Annotated in this window: 22 protein-coding genes; 6 read left to right on the forward strand and 16 right to left on the reverse strand. The window is 53.2% G+C overall.

Annotation, left to right across the window (positions count from 1 at the left end; genetic code table 11):
• Window positions 1-128 precede the first annotated feature (128 nt).
• Window positions 129-845: an energy transducer TonB gene (locus tag D3A97_RS01490; RefSeq protein WP_119075977.1), complete on the forward strand. Its 717-nt coding sequence runs from the start codon at window positions 129-131 to the stop codon at window positions 843-845.
• Here the strand turns inward: D3A97_RS01490 and D3A97_RS01495 are convergent.
• The gene (locus tag D3A97_RS01495; protein ID WP_232825815.1) at window positions 842-2,020 is read right to left on the reverse strand and encodes an AIR synthase related protein; all 1,179 of its coding nucleotides are present in this window, start codon (window positions 2,018-2,020) and stop codon (window positions 842-844) included. The genes D3A97_RS01490 and D3A97_RS01495 overlap by 4 nt on opposite strands.
• Window positions 2,021-2,141: 121 nt before the next feature.
• Between D3A97_RS01495 and D3A97_RS01500 the strand changes: the two genes are divergently transcribed.
• Window positions 2,142-3,068 carry a bifunctional riboflavin kinase/FAD synthetase gene (locus D3A97_RS01500; protein WP_119075982.1) on the forward strand — a complete coding sequence of 309 codons (927 nt, stop codon included), beginning with the start codon at window positions 2,142-2,144 and terminating at the stop codon, window positions 3,066-3,068.
• 2 nt (window positions 3,069-3,070) lie between these two features.
• Here D3A97_RS01500 and holA read toward each other — a convergent pair whose 3' ends face one another.
• Together holA and D3A97_RS01510 are read right to left on the reverse strand one after the other, a co-directional pair.
• On the reverse strand, window positions 3,071-4,069 hold the full coding sequence (gene holA, locus D3A97_RS01505) for a DNA polymerase III subunit delta (protein ID WP_119075984.1): 999 nt from the start codon (window positions 4,067-4,069) through the stop codon (window positions 3,071-3,073).
• A 21-nt stretch (window positions 4,070-4,090) separates the two neighbouring features.
• Window positions 4,091-4,813, reverse strand: coding sequence for a 3'-5' exonuclease (locus tag D3A97_RS01510; protein WP_119078372.1), 723 nt, complete (start codon window positions 4,811-4,813; stop codon window positions 4,091-4,093).
• A 103-nt stretch (window positions 4,814-4,916) separates the two neighbouring features.
• Between D3A97_RS01510 and D3A97_RS01515 the strand changes: the two genes are divergently transcribed.
• On the forward strand, window positions 4,917-5,882 hold the full coding sequence (locus D3A97_RS01515) for a DUF8428 domain-containing protein (RefSeq protein WP_119075987.1): 966 nt from the start codon (window positions 4,917-4,919) through the stop codon (window positions 5,880-5,882).
• A gap of 267 nt (window positions 5,883-6,149) precedes the next feature.
• The gene (locus D3A97_RS01520; RefSeq protein ID WP_157986300.1) at window positions 6,150-6,545 is read left to right on the forward strand and encodes a response regulator; all 396 of its coding nucleotides are present in this window, start codon (window positions 6,150-6,152) and stop codon (window positions 6,543-6,545) included.
• 127 nt (window positions 6,546-6,672) lie between these two features.
• On the opposite strand, the gene D3A97_RS01525 is transcribed toward D3A97_RS01520, so the two are convergent.
• Window positions 6,673-8,313, reverse strand: coding sequence for an ABC-F family ATP-binding cassette domain-containing protein (locus D3A97_RS01525; RefSeq protein WP_119075991.1), 1,641 nt, complete (start codon window positions 8,311-8,313; stop codon window positions 6,673-6,675).
• 135 nt (window positions 8,314-8,448) lie between these two features.
• On the opposite strand from D3A97_RS01525, the gene D3A97_RS01530 reads away from it, so the two are divergent.
• A complete protein-coding gene (locus tag D3A97_RS01530; protein ID WP_198673817.1) occupies window positions 8,449-8,988 on the forward strand; it encodes an HdeD family acid-resistance protein in 540 nt (179 codons plus the stop codon).
• Window positions 8,989-9,180: 192 nt separating this feature from the next.
• On the opposite strand, the gene D3A97_RS01535 is transcribed toward D3A97_RS01530, so the two are convergent.
• From D3A97_RS01535 to D3A97_RS01575, 8 genes are all read right to left on the reverse strand, one after another.
• On the reverse strand, window positions 9,181-11,310 hold the full coding sequence (locus D3A97_RS01535) for a S9 family peptidase (RefSeq protein WP_119075993.1): 2,130 nt from the start codon (window positions 11,308-11,310) through the stop codon (window positions 9,181-9,183).
• Window positions 11,311-11,484: 174 nt separating this feature from the next.
• The gene (locus tag D3A97_RS01540) at window positions 11,485-12,873 is read right to left on the reverse strand and encodes a Gfo/Idh/MocA family protein (RefSeq protein ID WP_119075995.1); all 1,389 of its coding nucleotides are present in this window, start codon (window positions 12,871-12,873) and stop codon (window positions 11,485-11,487) included.
• 436 nt (window positions 12,874-13,309) lie between these two features.
• Entirely contained in the window at window positions 13,310-14,059 is a 750-nt protein-coding gene (locus tag D3A97_RS01550) for a succinate dehydrogenase/fumarate reductase iron-sulfur subunit (protein WP_119075999.1), read from the reverse strand.
• 37 nt (window positions 14,060-14,096) lie between these two features.
• A complete protein-coding gene (locus D3A97_RS01555) occupies window positions 14,097-16,070 on the reverse strand; it encodes a fumarate reductase/succinate dehydrogenase flavoprotein subunit (protein ID WP_119076000.1) in 1,974 nt (657 codons plus the stop codon).
• 14 nt (window positions 16,071-16,084) lie between these two features.
• Window positions 16,085-16,771 carry a succinate dehydrogenase cytochrome b subunit gene (locus D3A97_RS01560; protein WP_119076002.1) on the reverse strand — a complete coding sequence of 229 codons (687 nt, stop codon included), beginning with the start codon at window positions 16,769-16,771 and terminating at the stop codon, window positions 16,085-16,087.
• A gap of 105 nt (window positions 16,772-16,876) precedes the next feature.
• The gene (locus D3A97_RS01565) at window positions 16,877-17,440 is read right to left on the reverse strand and encodes a hypothetical protein (protein WP_119076004.1); all 564 of its coding nucleotides are present in this window, start codon (window positions 17,438-17,440) and stop codon (window positions 16,877-16,879) included.
• Between the two features lie 22 nt (window positions 17,441-17,462).
• Window positions 17,463-18,275 carry an N-acetylmuramic acid 6-phosphate etherase gene (gene murQ / locus D3A97_RS01570; protein WP_119076006.1) on the reverse strand — a complete coding sequence of 271 codons (813 nt, stop codon included), beginning with the start codon at window positions 18,273-18,275 and terminating at the stop codon, window positions 17,463-17,465.
• A 3-nt stretch (window positions 18,276-18,278) separates the two neighbouring features.
• On the reverse strand, window positions 18,279-19,133 hold the full coding sequence (locus D3A97_RS01575; protein WP_119076008.1) for an N-acetylglucosamine kinase: 855 nt from the start codon (window positions 19,131-19,133) through the stop codon (window positions 18,279-18,281).
• Window positions 19,134-19,277: 144 nt separating this feature from the next.
• Between D3A97_RS01575 and D3A97_RS01580 the strand changes: the two genes are divergently transcribed.
• Window positions 19,278-20,852, forward strand: a complete 1,575-nt coding sequence (locus D3A97_RS01580) for a S41 family peptidase (protein ID WP_232825816.1) — start codon at window positions 19,278-19,280, stop codon at window positions 20,850-20,852.
• Window positions 20,853-20,969: 117 nt separating this feature from the next.
• Here the strand turns inward: D3A97_RS01580 and D3A97_RS01585 are convergent, their stop codons facing one another.
• The 4 genes from D3A97_RS01585 to der form a co-directional block, all read right to left on the reverse strand.
• Complete coding sequence (locus D3A97_RS01585) at window positions 20,970-21,398, reverse strand: hypothetical protein (protein ID WP_119076013.1); 429 nt, start codon at window positions 21,396-21,398, stop codon at window positions 20,970-20,972.
• Between the two features lie 102 nt (window positions 21,399-21,500).
• Window positions 21,501-22,046 (reverse strand): hypothetical protein, encoded by a 546-nt coding sequence (locus D3A97_RS01590; RefSeq protein WP_119076015.1) that lies wholly within the window; start codon window positions 22,044-22,046, stop codon window positions 21,501-21,503.
• Between the two features lie 148 nt (window positions 22,047-22,194).
• Window positions 22,195-22,410, reverse strand: coding sequence for a hypothetical protein (locus D3A97_RS01595; protein WP_119076017.1), 216 nt, complete (start codon window positions 22,408-22,410; stop codon window positions 22,195-22,197).
• Window positions 22,411-22,491: 81 nt separating this feature from the next.
• Window positions 22,492-23,805 (reverse strand): ribosome biogenesis GTPase Der, encoded by a 1,314-nt coding sequence (gene der / locus D3A97_RS01600; RefSeq protein WP_119076019.1) that lies wholly within the window; start codon window positions 23,803-23,805, stop codon window positions 22,492-22,494.
• Window positions 23,806-23,837 lie beyond the last annotated feature (32 nt).

Genomic DNA, 23,837 nt, shown 5'->3' on the forward strand with positions numbered 1-23,837 from the left:
GTTCCCCTAACGGCAGCCTGCGCCCCGGCCTGCAGCAGGCGGGCATCAATCCTTCGTTATTTTTTTCCGCCGCATGCGTTCGTGAATGATTTCCCCCTATCTTCACCGGCAAAAATTTGCCGCTACCTATGACCAGGTATCTTATCATCCTCCCCTTTCTGCTTTTGCTGGCCCTCCCCGCCGCCGCGCAGGTTTACCGCGATGCCGCTTTCCCCGGCGGACTGGACTCCTTGGTACAATACGTGCAGCGCCGTGTAAAAGTGCCGGATGCCGGGCCGCTCACCGAAAAGGGCACTTACGTCACCGTAGAGTTCACCGTTACCACCAAAGGCAAAATAACCCAGGTAAGAACGCCTCGCGGCGCAACGGCCAGCCCCTACCTGGATGCGCTGGTGGAAGTGGTGGAAGGTTTACCTGACTTCACGCCGGGCGTTATCCGCGGCAAAAGATCTGACGTGGAGTATTCCCTTTCGGGCAAATTCTCCGTAAAAAAGGCGGCTGATTCTGTTACCATGGTACGCACTTTTGAGCTGGAACAGCCGCCCCGCTTTCCGGGCGGATTGGCAGGACTGGCAGATTTCCTGAGCTACAACGTGAAATACCCGCGAGACGCGATAAAAAACGGTGTGAGCGGCATTGTGAAAGTTTCGTTTGACGTGGACCAGAACGGCGTGCCCGTTAATATATCCGTGCCCGGCCGCCAGCTGGGTTACGGGCTGGAGGAAGAAGGCATACGGGTAGTCAGCGAAATGCCCGACTGGATGCCGGGCATTCAACATGGTAAAAAGGTAAAGGTGCATTTTAACCTGCCCATCCGTTTCAGGGCGCCGCTTCCGCGGCTCTAGGCATATTCAAACTCGCCGTACGCGCTTTTGACGGTCACTTTTTTGGCAGGGCTGTCTGTAACACGGCCCACTATCTGCGCGTCAATATGGTAGGTCTGGCTGATGCGGATAATATCTTCCGCAATATTTTCCGGCACGTACAACTCCATACGGTGCCCCATATTGAACACCTGGTACATTTCCTTCCAGCTGGTGCCTGACTGTTCCTGGATGAGGGAGAACAGCGGGGGGATGGGGAAAAGGTTATCCTTGATCACATGCAATTTGTCTATAAAGTGCAGCACCTTGGTTTGCGCGCCGCCGCTGCAATGCACCATGCCGTGTACCTGCGGGCGGAAGTTTTCCAGCACCTGTTTGATCACGGGAGCATAGGTACGCGTGGGTGACAGCACCAGTTTTCCGGCGGTCACCTTGCCGTAACCGGGAATATCTACCTGGTCTTTCAGGCCCTTTTTACCGCTGAACACCAGCTCTTTCGGAATAGCGGGATCATAACTTTCCGGGGATTTTTCCGCCAGTGTTTTGTTGAACACATCGTGACGGGCGGAGGTAAGGCCGTTGCTGCCCATGCCGCCATTGTACTCCCGCTCGTAGCTGGCCTGCCCGTAAGAGGCCAGGCCTACCACTACGTCGCCGGGGGCAATACGGTCATTGGAGATCACGTCTGCCCGCTTCATGCGGCAGGTAACGGTAGAATCTACGATGATGGTACGCACCAGGTCTCCCACATCCGCAGTTTCACCGCCGGTGGAGTAAATGCCCATGCCGTAGCTGCGCAGTTCTTCCAGTATTTCTTCCGTGCCGTTGATGATGGCGGCTATCACTTCTCCCGGTACCCGGTTCTTGTTGCGGCCAATGGTGGAAGAAAGCAATATGTTGTCTGTGGCGCCCACGCAAAGCAGGTCGTCCGTGTTCATGATAATGGCATCCTGCGCAATGCCGCGCCATACGCCCAGGTCCCCAGTCTCTTTCCAGTACGCGTACGCCAGCGAAGATTTGGTGCCGGCGCCGTCCGCATGCATGATGTTGCACCATTCGGCGTCACCGCCCAGGATGTCCGGGATGATCTTGCAAAAGGCACGGGGAAAAAGTCCCTTGTCAATATTGCGGATGGCGTTGTGCACATCTTCTTTTCCGGCTGAAACACCCCGCTGGGCGTAGAGGTTTTGGTCCACAGTATTAAGTTTAGAAAGTGCAAAAGTAAAAGATTCTGCCCATACCCGGCAACGGCCGCATGGGATTCCGGTCAAAACATTTAGATTTGCACGGCGTTTTTGAAAATATGACCTTTTCACCATGCAGGTTCACAGAGACTTACAACAATTGCCCGTTTTCAGAAATGCTGTGATCACCATCGGCACTTTTGACGGCGTACATACCGGCCACCAGTACATCCTGCAGCAATTGCAGGAAGCTGCCGCCGCCTGCAACGGCGAAACGGTGATCATCACGTTTGACCCGCACCCGCGGGAGGTGCTGGCCCCGCATAACCAGCCGGTACACCTGCTCACCACGCTGGAAGAAAAGATACTGCTGCTGGAAAAGCAGGGCATCCACCACCTGGTGGTGGTGCCGTTCACCAAAGCGTTTTCCGAGCTGTCTGCCAAAGCCTACCTGGAAGATTTCCTGATCAGCACTTTCAAGCCGCATACCATCATTATCGGGTACGACCATCGTTTTGGCCACAACCGGGAAGGGGGGCTGGAGTTGCTGGAAGCGGAGCAGCAAAAATTCGGTTTCCGGCTGCTGGAAATTCCGCAGCAGGTGGTACACAACCTCACGGTCAGCTCCACCAAGATCCGCAAAAGCCTGCAGGAAGGCGCCATTCAGCTGGCCAACGAACTGCTGGGCTACCCGTATTTCATCAACGGCACGGTGGTGCATGGAGATAAAATGGGCCGCCAGCTGGGTTTCCCCACCGCCAATATTGCCCTGAACGATGCCCGCAAGCTCATTCCCGCGGAAGGCGTATACGCCGTTACCGTTACCACGGGCGGGCATACGCACAAGGGCGCGCTCAACATCGGCACGCGGCCTACCTTTAACGGCCGGGAGCTGAGAATAGAAGTGTTCATCCTTGATTTTGACGAAGAGATCTATGGCGAGCACATCCGCGTGAACTTCCTGGACTACATCCGTTCCGATAAAAAATTTGATTCCGTAGAAGCGCTGGTGCTGCAAATGAAAGATGATGTGGCCCGTGCGCGGGTAATAGCAGGCTGAGGTCAGGGCCGCATGAGGCGGAACAGCAGCTCCTTCATCAATTCCCCGTCTTCATTACCGCTATCCCCGATGCCAATGCTGCGCAGGTTGTATTTGTGCAGGAGCAGGATGGCGCGCTCCGCTCCTTCCGGGCCGTAATTGCGGGCGGCGGCGGTATAGTCTTTCAGGAAAAAAGGGTGTACGCCCAGGGCGGCGGCCATTTCCTTCTCTCCCCCTTTCACCCCGAACAGCAGGTTGATCTTGGCAAAGTAGTTATACAGGGCGGGTATCACCATCTGGATGGGGGCGGCCTTGGGGTTGGCGGCAAAATAACGGGCAATGCGCATCACTTTGCCCACGTCCTGCTGGCCCAGGGCGTTCTGCAGCTCAAACACGTTGTATTCCTTGCTGATGCCCACATATTTTTCGATGTCGTTCTCGTCTATTTTTTTGCCTGCGGGCAGGTTCACCAGCAGCTTGTCTATCTCGTTGGCCATGCGGGAAAGGTCGTTGCCGATGTGGTCTGCCAGCAGTATGCAGGCCTTTTCGGAGATGGCCAGGCCCTGGCTGCGCACATAGGCTTCCGCCCAGGCCGGCAGCTGGTTGTCATACATTTTTTTGGTAGACAGCACCACGCCTTTTTCCTTGATGAGCTTGGACATCTTGCTGCGCCCATCCAGCTTGCCCTGTTTATGGGCCACTACGAACACGGTAGATTCCAGCGGCTGGGCAATGTACGCTTCCAGCTTCAGCAGGTCTCTCATGGCCTGGGCCTCTTTCAGGATCACCACCTGGCGGTCCGCAAACATGGGGTAGCGGCGGCAGGCGTTGATCACAGCGGCCCAGTCCGTATCCTTGCCGTAAAACACGGTGAGGTTAAAACCCTGGTCAGCCTCACTGAGCAGCTTGTGCTCCGCGTAGTCCACCACCTGGTCTATAAAAAAGTCTTCTTCCCCTTCCAGCCAGTACAATGGCTTGAATTTGCCGCTTTTCCAATCTTTGATGATATCCTGGTATTCCATTTTTCTTTCCGGTTTTGCCTTTTACACAAACTGCACCTGCTCTTTTTCCAGCAGGGGCATTCCTTTAAAGCGCAGCAGCAACTGGCCTACGGTGAGCACATCTTTCTGGCAGTACTCCACAATGCGGGGCAGGTTCTTTTCTTCCCAGAACACCTTGCCCACCATGCTCCCGTCTATATCGTCCTTGGGTGTGGGTATGCCCAGCACGGCGGCCAGCAGCTTGAGGGAGGTGTAGTTCCTGAACTCGCCGAAACGCCATACTTGCAGCGTGTCCAGCACGGGAGATTCCCAGGGTTTGAAGTTGTGCGCCTGCAAAGGGGCCGGCAGGGCCAGGCCATTGATCAATGCACGGCGGCAAATATAGGGAATATCAAATTCGCGGATATTGTGGCCGGCAAACTGGGCCCGGGGATACTTTAAAAAAAATTTTTGCACCAGGTCAAGGAAACCTTCCATTACTTCTCTTTCGTTCTGGCCGGCAAAAGATTTTATACGCAATTGATAATGACCTGATTCTGTATAAAAAAAACCTGCGGAAATGCATACTATGCGGCCAAACTCCGCCTGCAACCCTGCTTTTTCCACATAGGCCTCTTCCCCATTTTCAGAATCTGGCGCAGTTTTTGTATTTTTCTCCAGCCAGAGGCGTTGCAGCTCATCCGGCAGGTGATCAAAAGTAGCTGCAAGCGGAACAGTTTCTATATCAAGGAGTAATAATTGATCGAGAGCAACGGTATTGAGCACAGCCAAAAAGTTTAAAACGTGTAAGTTAAATAAATTTCCACGTTCAGGGGTTTCAGAAAAAATTTTACCCATATAACAATCAAAAAATAAAACAAACATCACTATGGCGGAAAACACTTTTAATACCGGTACGCCCGGTACTTCCGGACCTGAAAAACCAAAAAACAACAAAAACGGGATTATTTACGGGGTTCTCATTGCCGCGCTGGTGGGTACGTGGGGGTACATGTTTTATGATAAAAGCCAAACCAGCAAGGAGCTGGTGGTAAAAGAAAACCAGCTGGACACACTGAGCAACTCCCGCAATGAACTGCAATCTGAATATGATGCTGCACAGGCGCGCCTGGATGACCTGATCTCCCAGAACAGCCGCATGGACAGCCTGGTAAAAAGCAAGGATAAAGAAATTGCCGACATGAAAGGCCGCATCAGCGGCATCCTCAGCAATAAAAATGCTACCGCTGCGGAACTGGCTGAAGCCAGGAGACTGATCGAGCAGCTGAAATCCACCACCGAGTCTTACGTACAGACCATCGAAAGGCTGGAAGGCGAAAAGATCGTGATCACCGGTGAGCGCGATGTAGCCCGCAAGGAGCGTGATTCCGTGTCTGTGGTGAAAGACAGCCTCGGCAAACGCGTGGAGATCGGTTCCGTACTGCATGCTTCCAACATCAAGCTGAGCCCCATCAACGTACGCCGCAACGGCAAGGAAGAAGTAACTTCCAAAGCCAAAAGGGCCGATATGATGCGCGTGAGCTTTGATGTAGACAACCGCATAGCCACCTCCGGAGACAAAGACATTTACGTGGCCATTACCGCTCCTGACGGTTCTCCCCTGGCGGTAGAAGCCCTGGGCAGCGGCCGGTTCACCCTGGAAGACGGTACCGAGAAGCTGTACACCGTGAAAAAGACCGTTTCTTATGTAGCCGGCGGTACTACCCCGGTGAGCATGGACTGGAAACAGAACTCCGATTTCAAACCGGGAGACTACACCGTAGAAATCTACCAGGACGGCTTCCGGATAGGCGCCGGTAAAGTAAATCTTAAAAAAGGCGGTCTTTTCAACTAAGGAAGACCATAAAATAGACAATCCAACATTCATAAGCACAGGTGCGGCCTAACCAGGGCCGCACCTTTTTTATTCCTATCAGGATTGTTAAAGATTGGTTATTGAATTTAAAATATATATAAAAATAAAATAAAATTAACTTTCTTTGCGGAGCAATCAGGAAAATGCCATCCCCCAAGCGTATTTCCTTGCATTTGCACGAAACCCGGTGCTTGTGACGATGATTCGTTAGACTGAATTATGGAGCTATACGATAATATTTATGACATGGCAAACGCAAATAAAGTAGTGTATGTAATTGACGATGACGAGATTTTCCACTTTATTGTAAAGAAGATGTTCGGGTTGCAGGGTTGGAACGTGGTTGTAAACTCCTTTCTGTCAGCAGAAGACGCCATTGAAGACCTCAGCGCTTTTGCTGAACAGAACCTGCCCTGCCTGATCATTCTTGACATGAACATGCAGCGGATGAACGGATGGGATTTTATTGAGGCCTTCCGGGGATTAAAGAACAGGCTGCGCCGGCATGTGCCCATCATTATGTGCTCTTCTTCCATGAACATACAAGACATGGAAAAGGTGAAGAAAACGCCGGAGCTGATGGCCTACATCACCAAGCCGCTGGATAAATCTAAAATGAAAGTAATTGAAGAATATCTCTGAAAAAAGAGAGCTAATACCCAAAAAAGTGACCCATAAAAAAGAGCGGAACCAGTGTCCGCTCTTTTGCATTTATTTATTTTTCATCTGTTAATATACGTCTTTAAAACAGGTCAGTCGGTTTCATTTTTTAAGCGGTAACAGGCTCCCCGTACATTTCGGCGCGGAGGTTCTTCACCCGCTCATCTGACAGGTATTCGTCAAAACTGCTCAGGCGGTCTATAATGCCGGAGGGCGTGATCTCGATGATACGGTTGGCCACGGACTGCATGAAGGTATGGTCATGCGTGGTGAAGAGCACAATGCCTTTGAAATCTTTCATGCTTTCGTTGAAAGACTGGATAGACTCCAGGTCAAGGTGGTTGGTAGGCTCATCCAGTATCACTACGTTCGGGTCTTGCAGCATCATGCGGGATACCATGCAGCGTACTTTCTCACCACCGCTCAGTACGGTGGTTTTTTTCATGATCTCGTCCCCGCTGAAGAGCATCCTGCCCAGGAAACCGCGCAGGAAGGGCTCATCTACGTCCGTTACATGGGGCGGAACGAACTGGCGCAGCCAGTCCATCAGGTTCAGGTCGCTTTTAAAGAACTCCGCGTTATCGTCAGGCAGGTATGCCTTTGTAACAGTGGTGCCCCACTCCAGCTTGCCGCTGTCTGCCTGCTGGTCCCCGTTAATAATATCGAAGAAGGTGCTGAGGGCCAGGTGGTCTTTGGAAAGGAAGGCGATCTTGTCTCCCTTGTTCACGGAAAAAGTAACGTCGCTGAACAGTTTGCGGCCGTCCACGCTTTTCTCCAGCTTCTCGAGGTTCAGTATCTGGTTACCTACTTCGCGGAGCTGTTTGAAAATAATGCCGGGGTATTTGCGGCTGGAAGGCTCAATATCTTCAATAACGAGCTTTTCCAGGGCCTTTTTACGGGAGGTGGCCTGTTTGGATTTGGAAGCGTTGGCACTGAAGCGGGCAATAAAGTCCAGCAGGTCTTTCCGCTTTTCCTCCATTTTCTTGTTCTTGTCATTGATCTGGCGGGCCATCAGCTGGCTGGACTCGTACCAGAAAGAATAGTTACCGGTGAATATCTTGATCTTTGCACGGTCTACGTCTGCCACGTGGGTACATACGGCATCCAGGAAGTGACGGTCGTGGCTCACTACGATCACGATGTTCTCATAATCCGCCAGGAAGTTTTCCAGCCAGCCGATGGTTTCCACGTCCAGGTGGTTGGTGGGCTCATCCAGCAGCAGGATGTCTGGGTTGCCGAAGAGGGCCTGTGCCAGCAGCACACGCACTTTCAGGGCGCCGCTCAGGTCTTTCATCAGCACGCTGTGCAGCTCTTCCTTCACGCCCAGGTCACCCAGCAGCACCCCGGCGTCGCTTTCGGCGGTGTAACCGCCCATTTCGCCATATTCAGCTTCCAGCTCGCCGGCACGCATGCCGTCTTCTTCCGAAAAGTCTTCCTTGGCATAAATGGCGTCTCTTTCCGCGGCAATTTCCCAGAGCTTCTTGTTGCCCATCAGCACGGTATTGAGTACGGTTATCTCATCAAACTCGTAGTGGTTCTGTTTGAGTACGGACATACGCTCCCCGGGGGTGATCTCTACCGTGCCCTTGTTGGGCTCGATCTCCCCTGACAGGATCTTGAGGAAGGTGGACTTACCCGCGCCGTTGGCGCCGATCACTCCATAGCAGTTGCCTTTCGTAAAGTTGATATTCACTTCATCGAACAATACCCGTTTACCGAAAGAGAGCGTCACATTTTTTACACTAATCATTGCTGGCTGAAATTTGAAGCCGCAAAGTTACAAAATATAAGGGATATCTCCACCTGTTCCCTAAACCCCGCCACACCGCCCTATTGAACAATTTTCCGATATATAGTGTTAACACTTACAACTAAAAGCGATGTTATGATCCAAGAATTTGCCAAATACTGGTGGCTGTTCGTGCTGAGGGGCGTTCTGGCCATCCTTTTTGCGGTACTGGCCTTTCTCTGGCCTGCCATCACCCTCTCTATCCTCGTGATCTTCCTGGGGGCCTATTTTTTTGTGGACGGCATTTTTACGCTGGTACACAGCTTCCGGGTCATGAAAACGGAGCCCCGCTGGTGGGTGCTGCTGCTGGAGGGGCTGGTCAGCATCGTGGCCGGCCTGATAGCCCTGTTCAGCCCCGGCGTTACGGCCCTGTTCCTGGTGGTGCTGATAGCCATCTGGAGCCTGCTGACCGGCATTTTCGAGATCATCCTGGCCATTCGCCTGCGCAAGGAGATCACCAATGAATGGATGCTGATACTGGCCGGGGTACTGTCTATCCTGTTCGGGATACTGCTGTTTATGCAGCCCATCACCGGGGTGGTGGTCATTTCCTGGTGGATAGGGTTTTATGCCCTGTTTTTCGGCATCTTCCTGATCGCTGTAGGCATAAAGCTGAAGAAACTGGGCAAAGCCTGAAGGTTACGGATTATAAAAAAGGGGGCTGTCTCAAAAGTAATTTGATGGGCTTGAGAATCGCGTAAACGAAAAATCTCTCCATCAGGTACCTGAATAAGATCAGGTAAAAATTACTTTTGAGACAGCCCCTTGTAGTTATCAGGCCAGGCAGGCAACCCTGGTGTTGCGGGTTACCCGCTGGCACGGCAACAGCTATTTACTGATCCCTTCCAGGTAAAACAGGAACGCATACTGCAGCGCTACGTCTTTCAACGCTTTGAACCTCCCGGAGGCGCCGCCGTGGCCGGCGTCCATATTGGTTTCCAGCAGCAGCAGGTTGCTGTCCGTTTTCATTTCCCGCAGTTTGGCCACCCACTTGGCCGGTTCAAAGTACTGCACCTGCGAGTCGTGCAGGCCGGTGGTCACCAGCATATTGGGATAGGCCTTTTTCACTACGTTATCATAGGGCGAGTAGGATTTCATGTACTCGTAAGCATCTTTGTTGTTGGGGTTGCCCCACTCATCGTACTCACTGGTGGTGAGGGGAATGGAAGCGTCCAGCATGGTGGTGACCACGTCTACAAAGGGCACGGCGGCAATGACGCCCTTCCAGAGGTCCGGCCGCATGTTGACCACAGCGCCCATCAGCAGGCCGCCGGCGCTGCCGCCCATGGCATAGAGGTGTTCCCGGCTGGTGTATTTTTCCTTGATAAGATATTCGCCGCAGTCTATAAAGTCCGTAAAAGTGTTCTTCTTTTTAAACATCTTGCCGTCTTCATACCACTGCCGGCCCATCTCCTGCCCGCCGCGGATGTGGGCAATGGCATAGGCAAAGCCCCTGTCCAGCAGGCTGATGCGGTTGGAGCTGAAAAAAGGCTCTATGGAGTTGCCGTAAGAGCCGTAGCCGTACAGCAGCAGCGGTTGTTGGCCGTTCTTTTCGAAACCTTTTTTATACACGAGCGAAACGGGCACCCGGGTACCGTCTGCAGCGGTGGCAAAGAGCCGCTCTGTTACATAGTTCTTCGGATCATAGCCGCCCAGCACCTCCTGCTGCTTTTTCAGCTCCTTTTCTTTGGTGTCCATATTATAGTCAAAGGTGGAATTGGGTGTGGTGAGCGAAGTATAGCCATAGCGGAGCTGCTTGCTGTCCATTTCCGGGTTGGTGGATACGTAGGCCACATAGGCCGGCTCCCCGAAATCCAGGTAATGCTCCTGCCCGCTGAGGCTGTTGATAATGCGCAATTGCGAAAGGCCGTTCTTCCGCTCGCTCACCACCATGTAGTTGCTAAACAGCTCTATGCCTTCCAGCAGCACGTCTGTACGGTGCGGTATCACTTCTTTCCAGTTGTCTTTGCCGGTTTTGTCTAGCGGCGTTTCCATCAGCCGGAAGTTTTTGGCGTTGTAGTTGGTCACCACGTAAAATTTATCCCCGCGGTGGTCAATATCATACAGCATGTCTTTCTCACGCGGGTGGAACACGTTGAAAGTGCCGTCAGGCCGGTCTGCGTCCAGGTAGCGGTATTCTGAAGAAAGGGTGCTGCCGCTGCCGATGATGATGTATTTGCGCGACTTGGATTTGTATACCCAGGTGCTGTAGGTATCATCCTTTTCAAAGAACACTACTTTATCCGCCTTCGGGTCAGCGCCCAGCAGGTGTTTGGAAATACTTTCCGAACGGAGGGTAGAATCGTTCTTGCGGGTATAGAACAGCGTCTTGTTATCGTTGGCCCAGGTGCTGCCGCCGGTGGTATTGGCAATGGCGTCCGGGAGCAGCTCCCCTGTTTCCAGGTCCTTCACATGAATGGTGTACTTGCGCCGGCTCACGGTATCCACGCCATAGGCCACCAGCTTGTTATCCGGGCTTACGTTCAGGCCCACCACGTTGTAAAAGGCATACCCCTTTGCCATGTCGTTCACGTTCAGCACCACTTCTTCCGGTGCGGACTCACTCCCTTTTTTGCGGCAGTATACCGGGTACTCTTTCCCTTCTTCATAACGGGTGTAATACACGTAACCGTTCAGGAAGTAAGGCACGGATTCATCCTTTTCCTTGATACGGCCTTTCAGTTCTTCGTACAGCTTTTCCCGAAATTCCTTTACGGGTGAAAGCATGGTGTCTGTATACTTGTTTTCGGCCTGGAGGTAGGCAATTACCTTGGGATCGTCCCTTTCTTTGAGCCAGTAATATTCGTCTACCCTCACATCTCCATGGATGGCGGGAAATTCATGCCTGATCTTTTCGGCTACGGGTGGTGTCACGTTCATTTTCTCCTGTTTTTTTTCTGCTGTGTTACAGGCCGCCAGGGTTACGGCAGCCATGAGGGGGATGATAGTTGCTTTCATAATGCAGGTTTAGGATAACTAAATGTAAGGAAAAAAAGCGTCCCCTGAAGATTCCGGCGGGGAGACCTGCAGGGGACGCTGGGCTTTCATTTATTTAGCGGGTGCGGTGAGGCTGTTTCAGCCGGCGGCCGCAGACACGGTTTTTCCTTGCATCCGCCGATACACTACCGGCGGTCATTTGATCTTCATACGCTCGCTGTCCCAGTGTATCACCTTTTTAGAGAAATAGCTCTCGTTGGCGGCCAGGGCGGGGCCGGCGGCGCGCAGCCCGAAGGTGGCGTCTTCCACCACTGTTTTTTTGCCGCGCATGGCCTCAAAGAAGTTCACAAAATGATCAAAGCGGTCGTCGTACCCGGCGGGCGCGCGGTAGGCGGACTCTTCCGTTTTAGCCGCGGCGCGGTCTGCTTCGGCGTATTTGGCTTTGTATTCTTTCACAAACTCTTTCTGCTGCTGTTCGGTAAAGGTGTTGTAGGTGTCCCAGCCGCCATAACCGGGGGCCACGGGCAGCTTGTGCTGTTTTACCTTGAAATCGTTCCAGCCCAGTTCCATCACGCCTTCGGTGCCAATGAGGCGGGTGTACTCTCCGCCACCGCCGCCATCTGCAAAGTTTACCCGCAGCTGCATCTGGAAAGAGGGGTGCTCTTTGGTAGCGGGGTAATCAAAAATGGCCACCATTACGTCCGGCACATCGCGCCCGTCTTTCCACTGCACCAGGTTGCCGCTGGCGTAAATGTTAGAAGGGCCTTTGGAGCCTATAATGAAGTGCAGGCCGGTGATCAGGTGTACAAACAGGTCTCCCGGCACGCCGGTGCCGTAGGCCCTGTAGTTGCGCCAGCGGAAGAAGCGCACGGGGTCAAAGGGCATTTTGGCGGTATCTTTCAGAAAGGTATCCCAGTCTATGGTTTTGGGACTGGCATCTGGCGGAATGGAGTATTGCCAGGCCCCCAGCGCGCTGTGGCGGTCTATTTTCGCTTCTACCAGGTTCAACTGGCCAATGTCTCCGGCCAGGTAGCGCTTGCGCGCTTCTGCCAGCGCCACACTGCTCACGCGCTGGCTGCCCACCTGCAGCACGGCTTTGGTGCGCTGCTGGGTGGCTATGACTTTATGGCCTTCCGCTATCTGTTGTACCATGGGCTTTTCGCAATACACGGCCTTGCCTTTTTCCATAGCGGCAATGGACTGCGTATCATGCCAGTGGTCTGGCGTGGCTATGATAACCGCGTCTATATCTTTTCTTTCCAGTATTTCCCGGTAATCTCTTGTGGTGAAGAGGTGGTTGCCGTATACGGCCTTCGCTTTCTCAAGGTGGCCGTCATACAGGTCTGCCACGGCTACCAGTTCCACACCCGGTACCTTCAGGGCGGTACTAACATCGCCAAAGCCCATAATGCCCATGCCGATGCCGGCTATACGAATTTTGTCGTTGGCGCTGACGGGGCCGGAGAGTTGCAGCAGGTGCTGTTTAACAGGGTTTTCCGCAAATGCGCCCAGCGAGCCGGCGCCCAGGAATGCCGCGGTGCCGCTCAGCTGTTTCAGGAATTTACGACGGGAATTGTCTGACATGATGTATCAATAATTTGTGTACTTACCAAGATAGTAAAAAATGAGGCCGGAGAAAAGGGAAAAACAGGGCGGGCGGCGCAAAACCGGGAGCAGTGGGAACCTGCCAAAAGCAATACTGTGGCGTGTATGCGGTACACTTTAAAGGCTGCCGCAACATGGCGGGCCAGGTGGTTTGCCGCATAACGGGGTACCAGCGCCTGGCGGGCCAGGTGGTTTGCCGCATAACAGGCAACCAGTGCATGGCAGGCCAGGTGGTTTGCCGCATAACAGGCAACCAGTGCATGGCAGGCCAGGTGGTTTGCCGCATAACAGGCAACCAGTGCATGGCGGGCCAGGTGGTTTGCCGCATAACGGGGTACCAGCGCCTGGCGGGCCACAAAAAAAGGCCGCCGTTACCGGCAGCCTTCCGTTATTTGTTTCCCTTGCGGGGTCATGATCATGCTTCAGAAGAAAACCCTGCTGCAATAAACTCGCGGTTGAGGCGTGCAATATTGGCGAGGGAAATGCCTTTGGGGCATTCAGCTTCGCAGGCGCCGGTGTTGGTGCAGCTGCCAAAGCCTTCCTTGTCCATTTGCGCTACCATGTCCATGGCGCGTTGTTTCCGCTCGGGGTCTCCCTGCGGCAGCAGGGCCAGTTGGGATACTTTCGCGGACGTGAACAGCATGGCGGAAGAGTTTTTGCAAGCCGCCACGCAGGCGCCGCAACCGATGCAGGCCGCAGCAGCAAAGGCATGGTCAGCATCTGTTTTGTCTATGGGAATGGCATTGGCGTCTACCGCGTTGCCCGTGTTCACGGAAATGTAACCGCCGGCCTGAATGATGCGGTCAAACGCGGAGCGGTCTACCGTCAGGTCTTTGATCACCGGGAAAGCCGATGCGCGCCAGGGCTCTACCACAATGGTATCTCCATCGTTATAGGCGCGCATGTGCAGCTGGCAGGTGGTGGTCTCATGCCAGGGGCCGTGCGCGCGGCCGTTGATATACATGGAGCATGCGCCGCAAATGCCTTCGCGGCAGTCGTGGTCAAATGCGATAGGTTCTTTGCCTTCGTTGATCAAACGCTCATTCAGCACGTCGAACATCTCCAGGAAAGACATGTCTTTAGACACATCTGACACCTCAAAGGTCTCAAAATGGCCTTTTGCTTGGTTGTTCTGCTGGCGCCAAATTTTTAATGTGAGCTTCATAATTATAATTCTTAATCGTGAATGGTAAAGCGGTTCCTTATTTGTAGCTGCGTTGGGTGGGGTGAACGATCTCGAAGTTCAGTTCCTCCTTGTGCAGGTCGAAGTTGCCGGGGCCTTTGTATTCCCATGCAGCCACGAACGAAAAGTTCTCATCATTACGTTTTGCCTCTCCTTCTTCGGTTTGGGACTCTTCACGGAAATGACCGCCGCAGGATTCTCTTCTCATCAGTGCGTCCATACACATCAGTTCGCCCAGTTCCAGGAAGTCCGCCACGCGGCCGGCTTTTTCCAGCTCCGGGTTAAACTCGTGCTGGCCGCCGGGGATGCGTACGTCTTTCCAGAACTCCTCTTTCAGCGCACGTATTTCGTTGATGGCTTCTTTCAGGCCCTGTTCATTCCTGGCCATGCCGCACTTGTCCCACATAATTTTGCCGAGGGCTTTGTGGAAATGGTCTACGGAATGTTTACCCCGGATGTTCATGAGCGTATCCAGCTGGCCCTGTACTTTCTTTTCAGATTCCACAAAGGCCGGGTGGTCAAGCGGGATGGGTTTGGTGTGTATCTCGTCTGCCAGGTAGTTGCCAATGGTGTAGGGGATCACGAAGTAACCGTCTGCCAGCCCCTGCATCAGCGCGGAGGCCCCCAGGCGGTTGGCGCCGTGGTCAGAGAAGTTGGCTTCACCGAGGGCGTAGAGGCCGGGCACGGTGGTCATCAGCTCGTAGTCTACCCACAGGCCGCCCATGGTATAGTGTACCGCGGGGTAAATACGCATGGGGGTCTCGTACGGGTTCTCACCGGTGATCTTGGCATACATGTCAAACAGGTTGCCGTATTTTTCCGCTACCACGCCTTTACCCATGGCAATGATCTCTTCTTTGGGAGCATTGTCTTCCCCTCTCTTGCTGGCCTCAATGGTACCGTAACGCACAATGGCGTCAGCATAGTCCAGGTAAACGGCCATCCTGGAAGCGCCTACGCCGTAGCCGGCATCGCACCTTTCCTTGGCGGCGCGGGAGGCCACGTCTCTGGGTACCAGGTTACCGAAGGCGGGGTATCTCCTTTCCAGGTAATAGTCTCTTTCTTCTTCCGGTATATCTGTGGGTTTGCGGTTGTCGTTCTGTTTTTTGGGCACCCAGATGCGGCCGTCGTTGCGGAGGGACTCAGACATGAGCGTGAGCTTGCTCTGGTGGTCTCCGGAAACGGGGATGCAGGTAGGGTGGATCTGCGTGAAGCAGGGGTTGCCGAAGAAAGCGCCGGCTTTGTGGGCTTTCCAGGCGGCGGTTACGTTAGAGCCCATGGCGTTGGTAGACAGGAAGAACACGTTGCCGTACCCGCCGCTGCAGATCAGCACGGAGTGGCCAAAGTGCCTTTCCAGCTTGCCGGTTACCAGGTCCCGTGCAATGATGCCGCGGGCCTTGCCGTCTACTTTCACCACGTCCAGCATTTCGTGGCGGCTGTACATTTTCACGTTACCGAGGGCTACCTGGCGCTGTAAAGCGGAATAGGCGCCCAGCAGCAATTGCTGCCCGGTCTGGCCGGCGGCGTAGAACGTACGTTGTACCTGGGTACCGCCAAAGGAGCGGTTACTGAGCAGGCCGCCGTACTCGCGGGCAAAGGGCACGCCCTGGGCCACGCACTGGTCAATAATAGCAGCACTTACTTCCGCCAGGCGGTATACATTGCCTTCGCGGGCGCGGTAGTCACCGCCTTTTACGGTATCATAAAACAGACGGAACACAGAGTCTCCATCGTTCTGGTAATTTTTGGCGGCATTGATACCCCCCTGCGCAGCAATGCTGTGCGCACGGCGGGCGCTGTCCTGGAAACAGAAAGCCTTCACCTTGTAACCCAATTCAGCCAGAGAAGCTGCTGCTGAGGCGCCGGCAAGGCCGGTACCAATTACAATTACTTCCAGCTTCCGTTTGTTGGCCGGGTTTACCAGCTTCACGGTGCTTTTATATTTGCTCCATTTGGTTTCCAGCGGACCTGCAGGAATTTTTGCGTTCAACATATATCCTTGCTTTATCAGATTTGTTTTATGTAAATAACAACGGGGATCACGGCAAAACCAACGGGAATGAGGATACCGAATATCCATACCCCGATGAAATGCAGGATGCCGTTGTACTTTTTGTGATTGAGGCCGAAGGTCTGGCAGGCACTTTTAAAGCCATGGATGAGGTGGAAGGACAGGGCTATCATGCCGATCACATACAGCGCCACGATCCACAGTTCTTTAAACGCGAACCAAACCGCCTCGTACAGGTTGCCTATGGGAGCGGCCCCGTTATAGCTCACGGTGTTCAGGTCGCCATAGTGCATGGCCCACCAGAACTGCGAGAGGTGGATCACAATAAAAATGAAGAGAATGCTGCCCATTACGGCCATTTGACGGCTGTACCAGGACGATGTTTTGTTCCCCGGCCTTACCGCGTACTTCACCGGGCGGGCTGCCCGGTTACGGATGGTGAGCTGAATGGCAATGATGGCATGCAGCAAAATCACAATTTTGAGGCCCCAGGCAATGAACTGGATCAAACCGTTATGCCCCATGAATGCCGCATAAATGTTGAAGGCTTCCCCATTGTCTTCCTTCAGCAAGGAGAGGTTGCCGGCCAGGTGCACGATCACGAACGAGCACAGAAACAAACCGGTAGCGCCTACCAGCAATTTTTTACCAATAGAGGTATTAAAGAATTGCGACCATTTCATAAGATACGTTCTAAGCTTCCTTTAGTATGAATAAATAAGTGAAATGTCGGGCAAATGTATAACATGAAAAATTAAAATCAAATGATAATTATCACGAAATAAGGCCTATTCAAGGCGGCGCATCATCCAGTTATCCACCAGGTTAAACAAGTGCTGAGGGAGAAAAGTTCGCCATTTGGGCTCGTCCAGGAGGTGTACATAGTGGTCCAGGCGGGCTTTTTCAAACTCCTGCCGGGTCTGCTCCGGCATGTTGAGCACCACTACCCAGCCGCCTTCGTCCCGGATATCGTCCCACCACTCTTCGTAATAACAATCGTCTGAAGAATAGAAATTGAGCACATTTTCGGCGATGAGTATGAACTTTTGTATGCCGCGGGCTATGAGGAGGTCTATCACGTCCCGCTTGAGGGTCATGATATTGTTTTCCACGGCGTCGTTCCACTCGCCCATCAGCTCAATGATGGCATAGTTGAACTGGTAATCCGCAAACAGGATCTTCATGTAGAGGTTGGGGGCACCAAATTCGTCCCATTGCGGATGGATGTAGTAGTTGTAAATTGTATTGATAAATTCAAACTCACTATACTCCCGCCCATAGAACGGTGACAGCTCATCCTCCTCAGCCGTATACAGGTGCCGCCAGTTGTAAAATGGTTCTATAGTGTGCATGGCGGCAATTTATGACTTTTTTCTATTGCCTGCTTTCCACCGCACGCTTTACACTGCCGAACTCCAACAGCAGTTCTTTTGCCACTTCATAGTCCGTGATCTTCAGCTGGTCCATCACCATTTTCACACCGCGGTCTACCAGTTTTTCGTTGCTGAGCTGCATGTTCACCATCTTGTTATCTTCCACTCTTCCCAATTGTATCATAACGGTGGTAGAGATCATGTTCAGCACCAGCTTTTGCGCGGTACCGCTTTTCATGCGGGTGCTGCCGGTCACGAACTCGGGGCCTACCACTACTTCCACGGGAAAGTCCGCCTGTTCCGACACGGGGGCGCCGGGGTTGCAGCTGATGCTGCCGGTAATGATGCCATGCTCCCTGCAGGCCTTGAGCGCGCCTATTACATAAGGCGTGGTGCCGCTGGCGGCAATGCCCACCACTACATCTTTTTCGCTGATGTTGTACTGCTGCAGGTCACGCCAGCCCTGCTCCCTGTCATCTTCCGCATTTTCCACGGCGCGGCGGATGGCGGAATCACCGCCGGCAATGAGGCCTACTACCAGGCCCTGGGGCACGCCGTAAGTGGGCGGGCACTCGGAAGCGTCCAGTATGCCCAGGCGGCCGCTGGTGCCGGCACCCATGTAAAAAAGACGGCCACCGGCCAGCATCTTGTCTGCAATGGCGGCGGTGAGCCGGGTGATCTGGGGGATGGCCTTTTCCACGGCCTCAGGTACGGTTTTATCTTCCTTATTAATATTGGTCAGCACTTCCTGTATGGTCATCGTTTCAAGATGGCGGTACTGGCTTGTCTGCTCGGTTACTTTGATGAATGACATATCCTATTTTTCGTCTTCGTGATAAACAGCTAACCCGTCCATCGGGTTTTTGATGATCTTGCCGAGTTGCAGTTCATACAAATGGCAAAGCTCTTCGAGTATATCGCGGAAATGCCAGGCTATGCTGCCGGTGAAATACAGTGGCACCGTCCAGCTTTCCGAATATTTGTAAATGTGGTTGAAAAAAAATTCATTGAGCCCGTCTTCCAGGATGTTCTCGATCATGTAATGCCCCCTGTTCTCGGAGAGAAAGGGCGTGAAGGAGGCCAGGTAGCGGTTAGGCAGGGGCTTGCGGTATACGCTCTCCAGGATGCTTTCCTTGGTGACTTTGTATTGCTCTTCAAAGCGGAAGCGCATCTCGTCGTCAAAGGTCTGGTAAAGATAGTATTGCAGTATTTTTTTACCGAGGAAAGCGCCGCTGCCTTCGTCTCCCAGCACATATCCCAGGCCCGGGTTGTTTTTAACGATGTTCTTGCCGTCGAAGTAGCAGGAGTTGGAACCGGTGCCCAATATGCTGGCAATACCCGCTTCATGGCCGCACAGGCCGCGGGCCGCCGCCATCAGGTCATGGCTCACCATCACACTGGCCTGCGGCCATACCTGCTGCAGGCTGGCCTGTACCAGCTGTGCATTCTGCGGGGCGGCGCAACCGGTGCCGTAGTAAAACACCTCTTCCGGCATGATGCCGTTCAGCTGGGGCAGCAGTTCTGTTTGTACCAGCTCCGTTATCTGGGCGCCGGAAAGAAAATAAGGGCTCATGCCCTGGGTGAAAAAAGATCTCTTTTCCTGACCGTTCATCAGGCACCACTCCGCTTTTGTTGATCCGCTATCCGCTACCAGCTTTACTTTCGAAGGCATATCCGGTCGTTTATGAAATTAAGGATTGGATGTAGATGTTTTGCTTATGAATATGTTATTTTTGTCACAAGTTAAGCAAAAAGGGTTTTACCCGTCAACGTTTTAAATATCTATATGTCTGACAACAGGAAGTTAAAAGTTTTCTTGCCCCTTCTATTTGCCCTGGTGCTGGCACTGGGCATGTTTCTGGGGCATAAGATGCCGGCTGCGCGCAATAGTGATTCCGCCATCTTTTTCACCAACAGACGGGGCTCTTTACAGGAGGTGATGGACCTGCTGAAATATAAATATGTGGATACGCTGGACCTCGGGGAGGCGCAGGAAGAAGCCATAGAAGGGCTGCTCAGCCACCTTGACCCGCATTCCGTATACATTCCGCCCGCCAATGTGCAGGAGGTGAACGAAGACCTGGACGGTAATTTTGAAGGCATCGGCGTGGAGTTCAACATCATCCGCGATACGGTCAACATCCTGAACGTGATTGCCGGCGGCCCTTCCGATGCGGCCGGCGTGCTCACGGGAGACAAGATACTGACAGTGAACGATTCTGTGAACGTGGCCGGCAAGGGCATTACGTCAGAAAAGATCAGGAAGCTGCTGCGCGGCCCCCGCAACTCCACGGTAAAAACCACCATGCTGCGGGGCAGCAAGCAACTGGACGTGATCATCAAACGCGGCGTGATTCCCCTCTACAGCGTGGATGCCGCCTACATGGCCGCCCCCGGTACCGGCTATATCAAGATCAGCAAGTTCTCGGCCACCACCTACACGGAATTTATGGAAGCCGCCCGCAAACTGCAAAAGCTGGGCATGGAAAAGCTGGTGATAGACCTCCGTCAGAATGGCGGCGGCCTGCTGGATGCCGCCACCCGCCTGGCGGACGAGCTGCTGGAAGGCAACAAACTGATCGTTTACACCCAGGGCAAAAGCTCGCCCCGGCAGGATTATAAATGTACCCGCCCCGGCGTGTTTGAAAAAGGCGCCCTCACCGTGCTGATAGACGAAGGCTCCGCCTCCGCCAGTGAAGTGCTGGCCGGCGCAGTGCAGGATTGGGACCGTGGCGAGATCATTGGCCGCCGCAGCTTTGGCAAGGGCCTGGTGCAGGAGCCGTTTGACCTCAGCAACGGCGCTACATTGCGGCTCACCGTGGCCCGCTACTACCTGCCCTCCGGCCGGAGCATCCAGAAAAGCTACCAGAACGGCCGGGAGGCATATGAAGAAGACATTGCCAACCGCTACAGCCACGGGGAGTTCCTGAACCGTGACAGCATCCGCCCCATCGATACCGTGAAGTTTGAAACGGCCGGCGGCAAAACCGTATACGGCGGCGGCGGCATTATGCCAGACGTGTTCGTGCCTTTTGACACCACCCGTTACTCCCCCCTGCTCACGCAGTTATACACCCGCAACGTTTTCGGGGACTTCATTTACGCTTACTACACCGCGAATGCCGAGACTTTTAAGAAGTATAAAGACGCTGTAGCCTTTAACCAGGAGTTTACGGTGAGCAGCGAACTGATGAATGCCTTCAAGAATCACGCCTCCGGCGAAAAGATCAATATGGCCGCCATGACCGGAAAGGACGAGGCGGAAGTGAAGCTGCGGCTGAAAGCCCTGCTGGCCCGCCAGCTCTGGCGGAGCGAAGGGTTCTATATGGTGACCAACACCAATGACCCGGTGATACTCCGGGCTATTGAGGAACTGAAAAACATGAAATAAGAAAATGGATATAATGGAGCCGGCCTTCTGGGCCGGCTTTTTATTTTCCGCCCGTCATTTTGAGCGCCACCTGTTACCAACGCCGGTTTTCCCACATCTCTTCCCCGCAAAACCGCTTCACACTGATCCCGCCCTTTTCTCCCCTTCCGGCTCCAGCCTGCAACAAAAAATGCCGCCAGACAGCGTAAGCAGGTAGCTTCCCAGCGTAATGGTCACCAGCCTGTCTGCGTACTCCAGCCCGCCCCAGGCAATAACCACCGCATAGGTACCCACCCACAGCAGGTTGCCCGCGGCCAGGCACCAGTATTTCTTTTCCCGTTCTGTACCCGCCCGGCGGTTGATCTGCCGCACAGCCAGGTTAAATAATATAAAGCCGGGAATGGAAATCACCGTGCCCCAGCAAAACATTACCAGGAAGAGGAACCAGCAGTACGTGAGATCGGTCAGGTTTGCCAGCAACATGAAAAAGATGCTCAGCAGCGGTGAAAGGGCCAGGCTGTTGCCCCATACCCGCACGACAAAAGCAGGGGTATTGGAAGTGAACATAGGCGTCGGTTTAGAACATAGGGATATACATTTACAGGGCTGCCGCAGCAGCCCTGTAAATATATGTATTTTATATTTTCTAAATATGACACCAACGGGGGATCACCCTCTCTTCAAACGTGCCCGTTCTTCCTCATAATCCCGGCGAATATCTCTCAGCTCCTGTTCCAGCTCCCGTTTGGCGATCCGTTTTTCCTTTTCCGAATTATAATTTTTGTCTTCGTACTCTTTGGTGCGGCGGCGCATATCTTCCTCATAACCAGCCTTCAGGATACGGAGGTTCTCTTCATACGCAATGTCTTCCCGCAGGGAGGCCAGCTTCCGGTTTTGCACGGTCATTTTCTTTTCCACCTCATCTACCGTACCGGGCTCTTTTAACACCTGTTTCACCAGCTGCAGCATATCTCCGATGATCACCTTCAGCTCCTGCTGGTGCGCTGCAGACATACCGTTGGCCGGTACATCTATATTGCTTGTATCTAAATAATTGATGCTCAATAAAATACTGTCTCTCTGGGCCTGGGGCATCTGGGCCACTGCGCGTACGTCCGCACCGGGGAGGCGGAGGGCGTTGCTTTGAATGGTTTGGGCGTTACTAACACTTGCTAAACCGCCCAGGAGCAGGAATGTCAGGAATAATCTTCTCATGGCAGCTGGAAAATTCACGGTCCGCCTAAGGGGGTTACAATTGCTGTGCCAGAAAGGGCTGAACCGCTAAATTGACGGGGTTTGGGGTAAAAAAAGAGCCTCCCGGCGCACCGGGAGGTCCCATATACTTTTGCTATTACAAACTATCTTAGTGTTTGTGAGCGCTGTCAGCAACAGCGGCAGCAGCAGAATCAACTGCAACAGCAGCGGAGTCAACTACAGCAGCGGCAGAATCAACTGCGGGAGCAGCGTTCAGAGCAGTTGAATCAGCAGAAACAGTAGTAGAGTCTGAAGTAGTAGAAGAACTGTTGTTGCAAGCTACGAACAGACCGGTAGCGATAGCCAATACAAATAATTTTTTCATTTGATTTTGTGTTTTAAATCGCCGCAAAGGTATGCAAAAATCATTTTATACAAAAAATATTTTTATATAAAAAGCCGTCTTTTACTTCTTTCTAAAGAAGATCCGCACGGGTACACCCTTAAAATTGAAGTTTTCCCGGAGCTTGTTTTCCAGGTAATTCCGGTAGGGCGTCTTGATATCGTCCGGCAGGTTGGCGAAGAACGCAAAAGCGGGCGTTTGCGTGGGCAGCTGCGTTACATATTTGATCTTGATGGCGGTACCTCTTACCACGGGAGGACGGTAGGCGTCTATGGCCTTCAGCATCACCTCGTTCAGGCGTGAGGTAGGTATTTTACGCTGGCGGTTCTCGTACACCTCCAGGGCCGTTTCCACGGTTTTGAAGATGCGCTGCTTTTCCGTAACGGAGCCGAAAATGATAGGCACGTCCGTAAACGGCGCCAGGCGCTCCTTTAACTGCTTTTCATAGTCACGCGCACTGTTGGTCTGTTTTTCGATCAGGTCCCACTTGTTCACCATGATCACCACGCCTTTGCCCTTGCGGGCGGCCAGGCTGAAAATACTCAGGTCTTGCGCGGCAATGCCTTTCTCCGCATCCAGCAGCAGCAGGCAGATGTCTGCCTCATCCAGCGCCTTGATGGCGCGGATCACGGAGTAGAACTCGAGGTCTTCATGCACCTTGTTCTTGCGGCGGATGCCGGCAGTGTCTATCAGTATAAAATCTTTCTGGAAGAGGTTATAACGGGTATGAATAGTGTCTCGCGTGGTACCGGCAATGTCTGATACTATGTTCCTTTCTTCCCCTACCAGCGCGTTCAGCAGGGACGATTTGCCCACGTTGGGCTGGCCAATGATGGCAATTTTGGGAATGCCCTCATCTCCGGGCGTAGCCTGCTCATCTTCCGGGATGAGGGCCGCAATTTCGTCCAGCAGCTCGCCGGTACCGCTTCCAGACATGGACGAGAGGAAAAAAACATGCTCAAAGCCCAGGCTGTAAAACTCGGTGGCCTCCAGCTGGCGTTCATGGTTGTCTACCTTGTTCACGGCCAGGTACACGGGTTTGCTGGAGCGGCGCAGCAGGTCTGCCACATCTGCGTCCAGGTCAGTAATGCCGGTGGTCACATCGCACATGAAGATCACCACGTTGGCTTCCTGCATGGCTATTTTCACCTGTTTGCGGATCTCGCGCTCAAACACATCGTCACTGGCGGCCACAAACCCGCCGGTATCAATTACGTTAAAGGTTTTGCCGTTCCAGTCGGCAATGCCATACTGCCGGTCGCGGGTAACGCCGCTCACATCGTCCACAATGGCCTTCCGCTGCTCCAGCAGGCGGTTGAACAGGGTGGATTTGCCTACGTTGGGGCGCCCTACAATTGCTACAGTAAAACCAGGCATGTTATATTTTTTTTGTTGTCTTTCGTTTTTTA

The organism is Chitinophaga alhagiae, assembly GCF_003568665.1.
GTDB classification, from domain to species: Bacteria; Bacteroidota; Bacteroidia; order Chitinophagales; family Chitinophagaceae; genus Chitinophaga; species Chitinophaga alhagiae.

Coding starts and splice junctions, on each gene's coding strand:
- D3A97_RS01590 (WP_119076015.1), bottom strand. CDS start 22,046: ATGAGAAGATTATTCCTGACATTCCTGCTCCTGGGCGGTTTAGCAAGT.
- murQ (WP_119076006.1), bottom strand. CDS start 18,275: ATGTCATTCATCAAAGTAACCGAGCAGACAAGCCAGTACCGCCATCTT.
- D3A97_RS01595 (WP_119076017.1), bottom strand. CDS start 22,410: ATGAAAAAATTATTTGTATTGGCTATCGCTACCGGTCTGTTCGTAGCT.
- der (WP_119076019.1), bottom strand. CDS start 23,805: ATGCCTGGTTTTACTGTAGCAATTGTAGGGCGCCCCAACGTAGGCAAA.
- D3A97_RS01490 (WP_119075977.1), top strand. CDS start 129: ATGACCAGGTATCTTATCATCCTCCCCTTTCTGCTTTTGCTGGCCCTC.
- D3A97_RS01585 (WP_119076013.1), bottom strand. CDS start 21,398: ATGTTCACTTCCAATACCCCTGCTTTTGTCGTGCGGGTATGGGGCAAC.
- D3A97_RS01540 (WP_119075995.1), bottom strand. CDS start 12,873: ATGTCAGACAATTCCCGTCGTAAATTCCTGAAACAGCTGAGCGGCACC.
- D3A97_RS01525 (WP_119075991.1), bottom strand. CDS start 8,313: ATGATTAGTGTAAAAAATGTGACGCTCTCTTTCGGTAAACGGGTATTG.
- D3A97_RS01560 (WP_119076002.1), bottom strand. CDS start 16,771: ATGAAATGGTCGCAATTCTTTAATACCTCTATTGGTAAAAAATTGCTG.
- D3A97_RS01515 (WP_119075987.1), top strand. CDS start 4,917: ATGGCGGAAAACACTTTTAATACCGGTACGCCCGGTACTTCCGGACCT.
- D3A97_RS01565 (WP_119076004.1), bottom strand. CDS start 17,440: ATGCACACTATAGAACCATTTTACAACTGGCGGCACCTGTATACGGCT.
- D3A97_RS01500 (WP_119075982.1), top strand. CDS start 2,142: ATGCAGGTTCACAGAGACTTACAACAATTGCCCGTTTTCAGAAATGCT.
- D3A97_RS01555 (WP_119076000.1), bottom strand. CDS start 16,070: ATGTTGAACGCAAAAATTCCTGCAGGTCCGCTGGAAACCAAATGGAGC.
- D3A97_RS01530 (WP_198673817.1), top strand. CDS start 8,449: ATGATCCAAGAATTTGCCAAATACTGGTGGCTGTTCGTGCTGAGGGGC.
- D3A97_RS01520 (WP_157986300.1), top strand. CDS start 6,150: ATGGCAAACGCAAATAAAGTAGTGTATGTAATTGACGATGACGAGATT.
- D3A97_RS01575 (WP_119076008.1), bottom strand. CDS start 19,133: ATGCCTTCGAAAGTAAAGCTGGTAGCGGATAGCGGATCAACAAAAGCG.
- holA (WP_119075984.1), bottom strand. CDS start 4,069: ATGGAATACCAGGATATCATCAAAGATTGGAAAAGCGGCAAATTCAAG.
- D3A97_RS01550 (WP_119075999.1), bottom strand. CDS start 14,059: ATGAAGCTCACATTAAAAATTTGGCGCCAGCAGAACAACCAAGCAAAA.
- D3A97_RS01535 (WP_119075993.1), bottom strand. CDS start 11,310: ATGAAAGCAACTATCATCCCCCTCATGGCTGCCGTAACCCTGGCGGCC.